We start from the raw sequence: 13,704 nt of genomic DNA, 5'->3' as shown, positions 1-13,704 counted from the left end.
GTTATCATTTTCAAATTGATTATCACTTAAAAACATATCATGCAGTATACCGGTGTATTACAAAAGATGCAAAGCGAATTGGGCACTCCTATTCAATATTATTTGGTTTTTGAGAACGATTTTTTAAATATGAACCAAGTTCTCAATAAGGAATTGCATATCAATTTCATAAAATTCCAATGCCTTAACTGTGGCCGGGATAGAACAATATACCGACAGGGTTTTTGTAAAAGCTGTTTTTATGAGATTCCTACTGCCGGAGATTGGATAATGAGGCCCGAACTGAGTACCGCACATTTAGATAAGGAAGATCGGGATTTGGCCTATGAAAAGAAAGTGCAGTTACAACCACATATTGTTTATTTGGCCAATTCTAGCAACATAAAGGTAGGGGTAACCCGAAAAACGCAGATACCCACCCGTTGGATAGATCAGGGGGCCCACGAGGCTATTGAAATTGTAGAGGTTCCCAATAGGTATTTAGCCGGTATTACCGAGGTAGCCCTGAAAGATCATATAGGGGATAAGACCAATTGGAGAAAGATGCTCATCAATGATGTTAAAGACGAGAATCTGGCTGAATGGCGTCAAAAACTAAGAGCTTACATTCCAGAAGAGGTAGCGGATTATTTTATTGAAAACAATACCGAAACGCACTTGGATTTTCCTGTACTGCAATACCCACAAAAGGTATCCAGCCTCAATTTGGGTAAAACACCAGATTTTAAGGGAACTTTAAAAGGTATTAAAGGACAGTATCTCATCTTTGAAGACAATACGGTGTTCAACGTAAGGGGCAGTGAGGGTTACTATGTAGGGCTAACCATCAGTTAACCGAATCCTTAGCTTTTTCCGTATCATCGTTGTTTTTCTTTTTACCCAAAAGTCCTCCAAGGATTCCGGAAGCAGCTTCTTTTAAAGCATCTTTTTCTTGCCCACTTGTTTCTTGCCCGGTATTTGCCGTATCCTTGGTTTTGGCACCACCGCCCAATAACCCCCCAATAGCTTCTTGTACCCCGTTGTTGGATTCTGCTGCCTCCAAGGAGTCATTTTCCGAAGAATTACCGCCTAGGATACCTCCAATAAGGTCTTTTGCGGCATCGGTGCCTTCATTTACCAATTTTTGCTTTTGTACAGCCACCAGTTGGGCCGTTACCTTTTTTACCCCCGATGTTAAATCCGTGCTCACCGTAGGACTACCATACGCTCCCCCAATATTAGCGGTAATGGGAACTGTTAGGCCTTCCAATTCCGAATCATCAATTTTGGCGATAAGGCTATTTACTTCAGATCCCAAATATTTGGCAGGAACATCCAAAGTGGCCGTATAGTTTAACTTTTGATCGAAAGTATGGCTACCCGCAACCTTAATGGCGATATCATCATAGTTGATGGTAAATGGCTTTACCTTTACCACTCCATTTTCAAAGGAAAGTGCAGTCTTTAAACCTTGCAGATTAAGTTTGTCCGAATTTATAAAATTGAGCTTATTGCCTAAGGACGACAATATTTTGGACTCATCGGCATTAATATCCGTTGCCAACAACTCTGCCAATACTTTACCTGAGATGGTCGCAAGATTGGGTGTAAAATCATCGTTTAAATTACCGGACAATTCAATATCAGAATCTAACTTACCTTGTAAAGCACTGGCTATAGGGGCCAGAACGTTGAACAATTCCAACGCCTTGAAAGTTTCCCCGATCTTAAAACCGTTCATCCCTAACTTCATTGCAAAAACCGGTGCTTCGGTCTTGGTAGATACTTCTCCATTAAAGGCCATTTTTCCATCGAACAAGGACGATGTCATATTTGTTAGTATGGCGCTTTCATCTTTTATCTTTAAGTTACCGGATACATCTTTAAGTGTTAGATTATCATAGAGCACCGTATTGGCAGATGCATTGATGTTACAATCCAAAAACGATGGTATTTTAATTTTTTCTTCGGGTTCGCTGGTGGTACCTTCCTCGGAATCGGTTTCTTCAACCATAAAATCATTAAGGGCGAAAGTATTGGATTTTAAATCGAAGTTTCCTTCCACTTTTTCTTCATTGAAAAGAAACCCCAGTAAGTTGTTTATAGTACCAGTGCTTTCAAAATCGGTTTTACCAGTTGCTCCTTTAAACTCATTAAGCGTAACGGTATTGGGATTAAATGTCATTTTCGCCGACTGAATTTTCACCGGATTGGGTATCTCCTCAGAACTATATTCAAAATCTCTTAGAGCCATGTTGCCGGCCGTCTTTGTTTTCTCATATTGCTTTCGTTCTATGGAGGCCATATCAAAAGCAGTGGTTACATCCGCATCTAACATCCCTTTCAAATCCAAATCGCTGGGCATGGGGTAGGCTTGGGATAAATTTGCCAAATTCATTTTTGCCCCAACATGTGCATTCACCTTTGTATTACCTAAAAGATCAACAATTTTCGATGTCATATCAAACCGGTCCTCATCAATACTGAACGATAGTTTCTTGATATCCACATAGGTATCCTCGGCAATTCCGGAGGTATTGTTTATGGCCACATCAATATGAACATTTTGAACGGATTTAGGAAGGTCTGGATATTTAAAGGAAGCATTATCCGAATTTATAGTAATACTGAATGTGGGAATATGCTTTTCATCCACTACCCCTTTAAATTCTCCCTGCACCTCAAAATTCCCGGTGGTCTTTACACTTTCGATGTTTTTGGAATACTCCTCTGGTATTACTGCCAAAAAGTTTTTGAATTCCGAGGAAGGGGTCTTAAAATCAATAGCTATTTCCTGATCGGCTTCGTTCACTTTTACATAACCCGTAAAGACAATCGGCAATTGGTTTATCAATGCCTCATTCTCTAAAAAGGAATATTTTCTCTCCTTAAGGTCTATGCCTATCTTAGCATCAAGCTGTATTTTATGGTTTTTTAGGTAGTTGGTACTATCCATTTGAAATGAAACAAACGCGTTGGTATTTGTATCCAACTCCGAATTGTCCAAAGATAAATCCCCATTACCCATATGGTTTAAATCCGTCAGGGTAAGATGGGTCTTTGTAGACAAATCGCTATACCTAATCTTGGAATCGGTAATCTCATAAGACTCCAATGCCAGTCTAAAACCGCTACTTTGGGAACTGTCCCCTGTATCGGTCTCTCCTTTTTCTTTACCAATGTCGTAGTTGGCGTTCTCGGCCTCGTCCACGATAATGGCAAGATTGGCCTTTTCTATTATTAAGCTAGTAATAGCGATAGGTTCCGAGGCATTTTTAAACAATTGGGTCAACCCCATTTTTAAATCTATCCGATCCGCAGAAAAAAGGGTATCCCCTTCAAATGGGGCACTATTAATAAGCGAAATGGCATTTAGCCTCAGCTTGGCATTTGGGAAACTACTAAAGAGATTTAGATCGGCATCTTCAAAATCCAAAGTGCCGTTAATATTGTTGTTTACCTTGTTCTTTACTATTTCTGCTATCTTTCCTTCGAGAAAAAAAGGTGCGGCCACAAGTATTACAATAAATAGCAGTAAAAAACCACCTACAATTTTTAAGATTTTCTTTTTCATATTGTTCAATGTATTCTTTCTTATGAACTTAAAAAAACAACATTTATTATGCTTCTAAATCTATTTCCTGCCCAATGGCAAGATTAAAGCGTTTTCTAAGTATGTAAACAAAGAGATAAAGGAAGGGGGTATCTAAAAAAGCGATTAGCACCTTAAAAAGGAAACCGCTGATTACCAAACCGTAAAACATGCTCCATGGTAGTACTTTAAAGGTACAAAGCAGGCCAACCACGGTAAAGGTGTCTATAAACTGGGATAGGAAGGTAGAAAAATTGTTTCTAAGCCATAAATGTTTACCCTTAGTAAGCCTTTTCCAGAAATGATAAAGGGCAATATCCACATATTGAGCGGCCAAATAGGCCAGCATTGAGGCTAGGACCGCTATCGGGGACAGTGCAAAGACTTTTCCAAAAATGGCGTCATTCACTGGAGATCCTGGTATGGCAGGTACAATGTCTGCCAATAGAAGAATGCCCATGGAAAAGAAAGAGGCAAAAATACCTGCAGTAACAATTTGATTGGCCTTACGTTTACCGAAAATTTCAGAAATAAGATCGGTGATCAAAAATGTAAGCGGGTAAGGTAAAATACCCACGGACAACTCAAATATGGGTGCTCCAAAAACGGTAATATCACCAAAGGGGTTCCAATAGAAGAATTTTTGAAATATTAGGTTGGAAACTACCAAAGAAGTTATAAAAAGGGCTCCTAGATACAAATAAATGGTATAGGCAACTTTTTTGTCCTTTTGGGTCATAGTCTATTTAATGTTGAGCACAAAAGGCATCCTTACCTGAACTCCTTTCTGTTGCATCACGGATTTGATCTGTTTTAATATGGCGTAAGCCTCTGTACCTATTTCTTTTTCAATAAATACCTCTTTGCTTTGAACGCTTGCACTTGCAAAACTTTCCATAAAACGTTCAAAACCCGACTTGTATTTTGGATACTTCTTTATTCCGTACGACTCCAAGCCTGCCAATGAGGCCGCCCCGGCAATGGCATCCTTAAGACCACCAAGTTCATCTACCAATCCTAAACGGGTGGCATCGCTTCCACTCCATACCCTTCCTTGAGCCAAACTATCCGCCGCTGCTACCGATATTTTTCTTCCTTCGGAAACCCTATCCAAAAACGTACTGTATGTTTCTTCTATGCCTTCTTGTACTACGGCCCTAAATTCATCGCTCATAGGCTCAAAAAGTGAATAGTCAACAGCATTTTTATTGGTGCCCACCTGTTCGGCATTAATACCGATATTGCCGGCAAGTTCACTCATATTGGGGACAGTGCCAAAAACGCCAATAGACCCTGTTACCGTAGTGGGTTCGGCGAAAATCTTATCAGCGCCCACAGCGATGTAATATCCTCCTGATGCCGCCACGTCTCCCATAGAGACCACAACCGGTTTCACTGCCTTGGTAAGTTCCATTTGACGCCATATTATATCGGAGGTCAATGCACTACCGCCAGGAGAGTTTACTCGGAGTACTACAGCTTTAACATTCTCATCTTCCCTTGCCGTGGTAAGCGCTTCGTTTATAATACCTTGCCCAATTATGTCTTGACTGCCCTCTCCGTATAGTATTTCGCCTTGGGCAAAAACAACGGCAATTTTATCCGCACCGGAATGGATTTTCTTTTTATTGGCAATTTTGATATAGTCTTGGAGGGCAACATAGTTTTGATCTTCCTCCAAATCGGTACCCGTTGCATCTTTAAGTCTTTCCTCGTATTCATCATAGTTTAGGACACCATCTACCAACCCGGAAATGTTTGCGTAGGCAGGGCTCCTACCTCCTAAAGTATCGGCAATTATATTTAGGTCTTGCTCGCTAATATTTCTTTCTTCAGAAATTTCCCCGATCATAGAATCCCAAAGAGAACCGATCAACTCCCCTATTTGCGTTCTATTGGCTTCGCTCATTTCATTGGATAAATAAGGCTCAACGGCACTTTTGTATTTTCCATGACGAATGACCTCAATTTTTACTCCTGTTTTTTCCTGAAGGTCTTTATAAAAAAGCACTTCGGCCGAAAGCCCTTTAAAATCGAGGCCTCCAACAGGATTAACGTATATTTCATCTGCCACACTGGCCACATAATAGTCCTTTTGGGTAAAGTAATCGCCAAAGGCGTATACAAACTTTTCATTTTCCTTAAAGTCCTTCAAGGCTTTCCTAAGGGCCTGCGCCTGGGAAAGTCCGGCAATAAGAAAATTATTGTTAATGCTTATCCCCTTTATTCGATCATCGTCCTTTGCAATTTCAATGGCATGTAAAATTTCATCCAACCCTTGTGATTCTTCAAAAAACCCTGAGAAAGGGTCTAGTTCATCATTCCCTACATAATCCTTTATGGGTTGTTGAAGCTGTAGCTCCAAGACTGTATTTTCTCCTACTACTACGCCGTCCTCGGCATTCCCAACAAGACTGGCGAAGATAAAGAACATCATAAACAGTATGCCGAAGGCAATGATACACCCAAGAATGGAAGCAAGAAGATTTCTAAGAAAATTCATTAATAACAATTTAGTATAATCTCCAAAGATAACCAATGTTGCAATTATTATACCAGCATTTATTTTTAATCTATTACAATATGATGGCACATAATGTCGGTTTGTTTTGTTTATTTTGTTCCGACGTTATGGCAAATAAAGTAATTTCATACCTCTCCTTGGGAAGTAATTTGGGAGACAGACCCAACAATCTTCAGCAAGCGTTGTTCTTGCTAGAAGAAAATGTAGGTGACATTGTCCGTATTTCCCCTGTATACGAATCCGCTTCTTGGGGTTTTGAGTCGGACGATTTTTTAAACATCTGCATTTCCCTGGAAACACAACTTAGCCCCATGGCTTTGCTAGACGGCATTTTGCAGATAGAAACCGGACTGGGAAGATTGCGGGGAAAATCTGAAGGTTACGAAGCCCGCACAATAGACATCGACATTTTGTACTATGATTTTGAGATTTTGAAGACCACAGCGTTGACCTTACCACACCCCCAATTGCATTTACGGCGTTTTGTTCTGAAACCCTTGGCCGATATAGCTCCGCAGTTCTACCACCCTATCCTCATTAAGGATACCCGCAACCTACTGCAAGAATGTAGGGACAAAAGTGCACCGGTTAAAACAAAGCATCGTTTTTTCCCCAACCCTAAGGCACTCTTCTCAGGGTTAAATTTTATCGCAATAGAAGGAAATATAGGTGCGGGAAAAACCACGTTAGCCCATAAAATAGCTTCTGATTTTGAAGCTAAATTGGTACTTGAACGTTTTGCCGACAACCCGTTTTTACCTAAATTTTATGAAGATCAAGGGCGTTATGCCTTTCCGCTAGAGATGTCTTTTTTAGCAGATCGTTACCAGCAGTTTACGGACGATACCTCTCAATTTGATCTTTTTAAGCAGTTTATGGTAAGTGATTATGATATTTATAAGTCGCTCATCTTTGCAAAGATTACGTTACAAGAACAAGAGTTTGATCTGTACCGAAAAGTTTTCAATTTCATGTACAAAGAGGTGAAAAAACCTAAAATCTATGTTTACCTCTATCAAACCACAGATCGTCTCCTGGAAAATATTAAGAGGAGGGGGCGCGATTATGAGCAGAATATTGCTACGGAATACCTGGAAAAAATAAACAGGGGGTATTTTGATTTTATTAAAAGTTATCCCGAACAGAATAACTTGGTGATAGACGTATCCGATCTAGACTTTGTAGAGAACCAAGAGGACTATCAATTGATTCTTGCCAAAATTCAGAATTTTGCCGCCAAACTAGAATATTAGTGCTTATAACCGGCCAAGATCGGTTTTTAATCCATCTTCAAGGAATTTGCAAAAAAACTTCGATTCTGGTAATTATAATGCGCTGATTTCAAGGAATTTCAAGGAATTTTCTAAAAAGAGACCTACCATTTTTTAACAAAACAACAAGAATTTGTTTAACACTTATTTCACAAATTTCTTGCATAAACCAAATCGATTTGTTTTCTTGCACAACGGTAAAAGACAAACTAACTAACTCAAACTCTATATTCCCTGCCCAACTTAGGTTGGGCTTTTTTTATTTAATATCCTTGTTAAATCCCTTCTTTTGTTGGTCTTCGCGGTGGGTTGGTAAGGTTAAAAGAAACTAATATCTCTAGTTGAATATCGTTGGTTTATTTTATTTCCGCAGCAAATACCCTTGTTGAAAAGTAGGTCAATTATTCAATTTTGCCCATAAATCCCATACCACTACCCCAACACTTACCGATATGTTTAAGGAGTGTTTGGTACCATATTGTGGTATTTCTAGCACCTCATCACAGCTATTAACGGCTTCCTGAGAAACACCTTTTACTTCATTTCCAAATACGAGGGCATACTTTTTAAGTGAATCGGGCATAAAGTTTTGTAGCATTCTTGCATTTTCTACTTGTTCCACCGCCAGGGTGTGGTAACCTTGTTGTTTCAATTCCTCCAAAAGATCTCTGGTATCCCTCCGGTATTCCCAAGTAACACTGTCGGTAGCTCCCAAAGCGGTCTTATGAATGTCTTTATGCGGAGGAGTGGCCGTAATACCACATAAGTATATTTTAGAAATTAGGAATGCATCGGCGGTTCTAAAAACAGAACCTATATTGTTGAGGCTTCGGATATTATCGAGCACAATGACTAAAGGCGTTTTTTCGGCTCCTTTAAATTCGTCTACATTTAAACGTTCCAATTCCCTATTTTCTAATTTTCGCATATTTTTCGCCTTCTTTTTCAAATCCAAATCCCGTGAAAGTTATCCCCAAAATATCAACAATGGTTTGGTGCCCCAGAGGAAAATGTTACATTCGTTTAAATGTCTTTAGGGCAAAAATAAGTTAATAAAATCGCTTTTGGCAAACACAACAAAGACAAAAAAGATTACGCCCTTAATGCGGCAGTACAATACCATCAAGACCAAATATCCTGATGCACTTTTACTGTTCCGCGTAGGCGATTTTTACGAGACTTTCGGGGAAGATGCGGTAAAGGCGGCCAAAATATTGGATATCATCCTTACCAATCGCAATAATGGGGGCGAAAAAACAGAACTAGCTGGGTTTCCGCACCATTCTTTAAACACCTATCTTCCGAAACTTGTAAAGGCCGGACAACGTGTGGCCATTTGCGACCAATTGGAAGATCCCAAGCAGACCAAGACCATTGTAAAACGCGGTGTTACAGAATTGGTTACACCCGGTGTTGCCATTAATGACGACATCTTAACTGCCAAAGACAATAATTTTTTGTGTGCCATTCACTTTGGAAGAAAACTCTTGGGGGTATCTTTCCTAGATATTTCAACAGGAGAGTTCTATGTTTCAGAAGGTAGTGAGGAACAAATAGACAAACTGCTTCAGAACTTCGCTCCCAACGAGGTTCTGATCTCCAAAGCCCATAAAAAAGAATATGACGACCTCTTTAAAAGCAGGTTCCATAGTTTCTATATGGAAGATTGGGTATTTCAGGAAGATTATGCCGAGGAGACCCTTACAAACCATTTCAAAATTAAAACCTTAAAAGGCTTTGGGGTGGCCGACCTTCAACAAGGCATTATTGCGTCGGGTGTGGTATTGCATTATCTTCTGGAAACCCAGCACAAACGCCTACAACACATTACCTCGATAAAGCGAATTGCTGAAGAGGAGTACATCTGGATGGATCGATTTACTATTCGAAATCTAGAACTTTACCATTCCCACAATACCCAGGCGGTAACGCTCTTAAGTGTTATTGACAAGACCATTTCACCAATGGGTGGGAGGTTATTAAAACGTTGGCTGGCCCTTCCTTTACAGCATGTGGAAAAAATAAGGAGCCGACATCAGATAGTAGCTTACCTCACTTCCGATGCCGAAATTTTGGATAAGCTTCGGAACCACATAAAACAGATAGGCGATTTAGAAAGACTAATATCTAAAGTGGCCACGGGTAAAATAAACCCTAGAGAGGTAGTTTACCTAAAGAATTCTTTGGAGGCCATTGTACCCATAAAGTCAATGATAAGTGCATGCAATAATAAAGCCCTAAACTTAATGGGCGATCAATTGGACCCTTGCGATATGCTTAGGACGAAGGTCAAAGAGATGTTGTGTGAAGAAGCTCCTGTAAATTTATTAAAGGGCAAGACCATTGCCGACGGGTTCTTGGACGAATTGGATGAGTTGAGGGCAATGGCTTTTTCGGGAAAAGACTATTTGGACAAGATGTTGGAAAGAGAAACGGAGCGTACCGGTATCACTTCCTTAAAAATTGCCTCCAACAACGTATTTGGCTACTATATAGAAGTACGAAACACCCATAAGGACAAGGTTCCCGAGGAATGGATTCGGAAACAGACCCTGGTAAACGCAGAACGCTATATTACCGAAGAGCTAAAGGAATACGAAGCAAAAATATTAGGGGCCGAAGAACGTATCCTAAGTCTGGAGCAACAGCTGTTTTCGCAGCTTATAGTATGGTTGCAAGAGTACATTGCCCCTGTACAGCAAAATGCCTATCAGATAGCACAACTAGATTGCCTCTGTGGGTTTACCCAGTTGGCCAAAGAGAACAACTACGTTGAACCGGAGATTAACGATTCCACGGACATAATCATAAAAAACGGCCGACATCCGGTTATTGAAAAGCAATTGCCCCTTGGCGAAGCCTATATTGCCAATGACGTTCACTTGGATCGTACGATGCAGCAGATCATTATGATCACCGGACCCAATATGAGTGGTAAATCAGCTATATTAAGGCAAACGGCCCTCATTGTACTACTGGCCCAAATGGGTAGTTTTGTGCCCGCAGACGAAGCCAAAATTGGATATGTAGACAAAATTTTCACCAGGGTTGGGGCAAGCGATAATATATCGGCAGGCGAATCTACTTTTATGGTTGAAATGAACGAGACCGCCTCCATACTCAACAACCTTTCGGAGCGTAGTTTAGTACTCTTGGATGAAATTGGCCGGGGTACCAGTACCTACGACGGAATATCGATAGCATGGGCCATTTCCGAATACCTGCACGAGCATCCGGCGAGGGCAAAGACACTCTTTGCCACACACTACCATGAGCTTAATGAGATGGCCGCCACTTTTGAGCGAATTAAAAATTACAATGTTTCCATAAAAGAGCTTAAGGATAATGTGCTGTTTTTAAGAAAATTGGTCCCGGGAGGCAGTGAACATAGTTTTGGCATACATGTGGCAAAAATGGCCGGGATGCCGCAACAGGTGATCCACAAGGCTAACAAGATTCTTAAAAAGTTGGAAAAATCGCATTCTAGCGAGGAGCTCACCGATAAGTTGCAAGCGGCACAAAACGAGATGCAGCTGAGCTTTTTTAATCTAGATGACCCATTATTGGAGCAAATAAAGGAAGAAATCGCCAGTTTGGACATAAATACGCTAACCCCTGTAGAAGCGCTTATGAAGTTAAATGAGATTAAACGCTTGCTGGGTAAAAAGAAGAAGGCATCGTCCTAAAGTTGCCAGGTTTCCCAAACCGTAGAAGTTTTGTTCCTTTTGGTGAAAATTTTCTTTGCCTTTTCTAGAATTGTATTAAATTTGCATCCGCATCTGGTAAAGATGCAACGTTCTTACAGTTACGCGAAAATAGCTCATCCCGATAGTTATCGGGAGGTAGAGCGACGTTCCTTGGAGGACTTTGCGGTTCTCTACATATTGAAAAAAGATGCGAAAATAGCTCATCCCGATAGTTATCGGGAGGTAGAGCGACGTTCCTTAGAGGACCTTACGGTTCTCTACATATTGAAAAAAGATGCGAAAATAGCTCAGTTGGTAGAGCGCCACCTTGCCAAGGTGGAGGTCGCGGGTTCGAATCCCGTTTTTCGCTCATAATTATCCACGTGCTGCCATTTTAGGGCAGTTAGGCTCGAGTGGTGGAATTGGTAGACACGTTGGACTTAAAATCCAATGGACATTAGTCCGTATGGGTTCAAGTCCCATCTCGAGTACAAAAACCCTTGTTAATCTTTTGATTTTCAAGGGTTTTTTGTTTTTTATTGGGTAAAAGCAAGAGAAACGTAAACCCCTATTGTCCATAGAGCGTTCAAAGGCATAAAGGATTTATTATCTTAGTTCTTATAAGAGAAATATAGTTAATAACTATATCCAATTTGTTAGGGTTAATGCTGAAAAATAAACGACAATTCAAAGATTAGAATATGGCAAGAAGAAATGATAAAGCAACTGGACTACTAATTATAGTGGGTTTTGTAGTATTTATCATTGCAAAAGTCTTCGAATTTATCATGGATAATATTGTTGTTATCGGAGTAATCGTTGGAATTGCTCTTGTAATTTTTGCTGTTGTTAAATTCATAGAACATCAAGACTCAAAAAAACAGAAAAAACGTAATATTCATAATGCAATTTTAAAAGGTCTCAATGAAAAATATGAACAAGAAAAAAGCAGAATTGAGAACAAAAAAGAGAGAATATTTCAGTCACTTCAGAAAATTGAGAATGATATAATCGCATTAGAAAATAAACAAAACACTTACAATGATTCTTATGACCCAATAAGAGCTATTTCAAAACTTCAAAATATTCTTAAAGTAAAGACTTTAAGTCTAAACGAAATTTGGGATTTATTTTATGACCAAGGTGAATTTAAGGTTATAAATCTTAATCAACGTTTCGAAGAAAAAATAAGGTTAGTCGATGAAATCAATAAACCTGAATACTTTGAACTAAAACAAAATACAGAAAATAAAGACAAACTGTCAACAGAAATTGAACAGAAGAAAAAGGAACTTAATGAGAGCTTAAAATCTATTTACACTTCAAATCTAAATTCCACGAAAAATAAAATACATGAGTTCAAAGAGAAATATAAGCAAAAAGGCAAACTATGGACTTTAGAGCTTGAAAAGTTCAAGGAAAAACAGAAACAAAAAAATGACAAAGTTGATTTGTTAAAAGCAAAATATAATGAAAGAAACGAAAGTTCAATTGCTGAATTTCATCTTCAAATACTTGAAAAAATAATCTATGACCCAAATTTTCACAAATCAATAACTACTGATTATAACAAGGAGAATAAAATTCTTATTATAGAATACCTTCTTCCTACAATAGAGCAGTTTCCTGAAACAAAAGAATTTCGGTACATAAAAACACGAAACGAATACAAAGAAATTAAATTTTCAGATAGAGAACTTGACAAGTTATATAATGATATTATTTATAGACTTGTACTTGACTTAATAAGTATTTCATTCGAAAATGACTTGATAAATGTCATTAAAACGATTGTTTTCAATGGTTGGACAAATGCTATTAACAAGGCTACCGGACTTTATAATAAAGCATGTGTTCTTTCTGTAGTTTGCGATAAGAGTGAATTTAGTAAAATTAATTTTTCAGAAGTTGACCCTAAAGAGTGCTTTAAAAGTCTTAAAGGAATTTCTGCAAATAAAATCAGTAACCAAACGCCTATAAAACCTATCATCACAATAGCGAATGATGACAGAAGGTTTGTGTCATCTCAAGAAATCGGAATAGACTCTTCCACAAATTTGGCATCAATGCACTGGGAAGACTTTGAACACTTAATAAGAGAAATTTTTGAGAAAGAATTTAGTATAAACGGTGGAGAAGTAAAAGTTACACAGTCAAGTAGAGATGGAGGTGTAGACGCAATTGCATTCGACCCTGACCCAATTCGTGGAGGAAAAATAGTAATTCAAGCTAAACGTTATACGAATATAGTAGGAGTTTCAGCTGTTAGAGACTTATATGGAACAGTAATGAATGAGGGAGCGACAAAAGGAATATTAGTAACGACTTCTGATTATGGTTCTGACTCATTCAAATTTGCAAAGGATAAGCCAATTACTCTAATAAATGGAGGAAATTTACTTTATCTACTTGAAAAACATGGTTATAATGCAAGAATAAATATTAAGGAAGCCAAAGATGAATTAAAATAAAAGCACTAACCCTAACAACGTGTATAATTAATTACTGCGGAATTCCTTCGCAGGAATTCACTTGAATTAATTAACTTAGCTCAACGTCGGAAAATCCTAACCGATTTTCCGTAACTAACCATACACAAACCGTTGTAGCCAATTAAAAACTAACAACTAATCTAAAAAATCAAATAGCCGT

8 protein-coding genes and 2 tRNA genes are annotated in these 13,704 nt (G+C 38.9%); 6 read left to right on the top strand and 4 right to left on the bottom strand.

Annotation, left to right across the window (positions count from 1 at the left end; genetic code table 11):
- Positions 1-39 precede the first annotated feature (39 nt).
- On the top strand, positions 40-834 hold the full coding sequence (locus tag ACEQ81_RS07210; protein ID WP_411030176.1) for a DUF2797 domain-containing protein: 795 nt from the start codon (positions 40-42) through the stop codon (positions 832-834).
- On the opposite strand, the gene ACEQ81_RS07205 is transcribed toward ACEQ81_RS07210, so the two are convergent.
- The 3 genes from ACEQ81_RS07205 to sppA are packed head-to-tail and all read right to left on the bottom strand — an operon-like array spanning position 827 to position 6,074.
- Positions 827-3,553 (bottom strand): AsmA-like C-terminal region-containing protein, encoded by a 2,727-nt coding sequence (locus ACEQ81_RS07205; protein WP_411030175.1) that lies wholly within the window; start codon positions 3,551-3,553, stop codon positions 827-829. The genes ACEQ81_RS07210 and ACEQ81_RS07205 overlap by 8 nt on opposite strands.
- Positions 3,554-3,599: 46 nt before the next feature.
- A complete protein-coding gene (locus ACEQ81_RS07200; protein WP_411030174.1) occupies positions 3,600-4,310 on the bottom strand; it encodes a queuosine precursor transporter in 711 nt (236 codons plus the stop codon).
- 3 nt (positions 4,311-4,313) lie between these two features.
- Positions 4,314-6,074: a signal peptide peptidase SppA gene (gene sppA / locus ACEQ81_RS07195; protein ID WP_411030173.1), complete on the bottom strand. Its 1,761-nt coding sequence runs from the start codon at positions 6,072-6,074 to the stop codon at positions 4,314-4,316.
- A 128-nt stretch (positions 6,075-6,202) separates the two neighbouring features.
- Here sppA and folK point away from each other — a divergent pair, with 128 nt between their 5' ends.
- Positions 6,203-7,348 carry a 2-amino-4-hydroxy-6-hydroxymethyldihydropteridine diphosphokinase gene (gene folK / locus ACEQ81_RS07190; protein ID WP_411030172.1) on the top strand — a complete coding sequence of 382 codons (1,146 nt, stop codon included), beginning with the start codon at positions 6,203-6,205 and terminating at the stop codon, positions 7,346-7,348.
- Between the two features lie 415 nt (positions 7,349-7,763).
- Here the strand turns inward: folK and ACEQ81_RS07185 are convergent, their stop codons facing one another.
- Positions 7,764-8,294 carry an RNA methyltransferase gene (locus tag ACEQ81_RS07185; protein ID WP_411030171.1) on the bottom strand — a complete coding sequence of 177 codons (531 nt, stop codon included), beginning with the start codon at positions 8,292-8,294 and terminating at the stop codon, positions 7,764-7,766.
- Between the two features lie 175 nt (positions 8,295-8,469).
- Here ACEQ81_RS07185 and mutS point away from each other — a divergent pair, with 175 nt between their 5' ends.
- From mutS to ACEQ81_RS07165, 4 genes are all read left to right on the top strand, one after another.
- Entirely contained in the window at positions 8,470-11,052 is a 2,583-nt protein-coding gene (mutS, locus tag ACEQ81_RS07180) for a DNA mismatch repair protein MutS (RefSeq protein WP_411030378.1), read from the top strand.
- Positions 11,053-11,349: 297 nt separating this feature from the next.
- Positions 11,350-11,422: transfer RNA gene (locus ACEQ81_RS07175), tRNA-Gly, on the top strand.
- A 37-nt stretch (positions 11,423-11,459) separates the two neighbouring features.
- Positions 11,460-11,543: transfer RNA gene (locus tag ACEQ81_RS07170), tRNA-Leu, on the top strand.
- Between the two features lie 210 nt (positions 11,544-11,753).
- Complete coding sequence (locus ACEQ81_RS07165; RefSeq protein ID WP_411030170.1) at positions 11,754-13,523, top strand: restriction endonuclease; 1,770 nt, start codon at positions 11,754-11,756, stop codon at positions 13,521-13,523.
- Positions 13,524-13,704 lie beyond the last annotated feature (181 nt).

This window comes from Spongiimicrobium sp. 3-5, assembly GCF_046557915.1.
In the GTDB taxonomy this organism is placed as follows: Bacteria; Bacteroidota; Bacteroidia; order Flavobacteriales; family Flavobacteriaceae; genus JBHEBG01.
The sequence above is the reverse complement of the archived record's forward strand: the minus strand, read 5'-3'. Positions and strand labels throughout refer to the sequence as shown.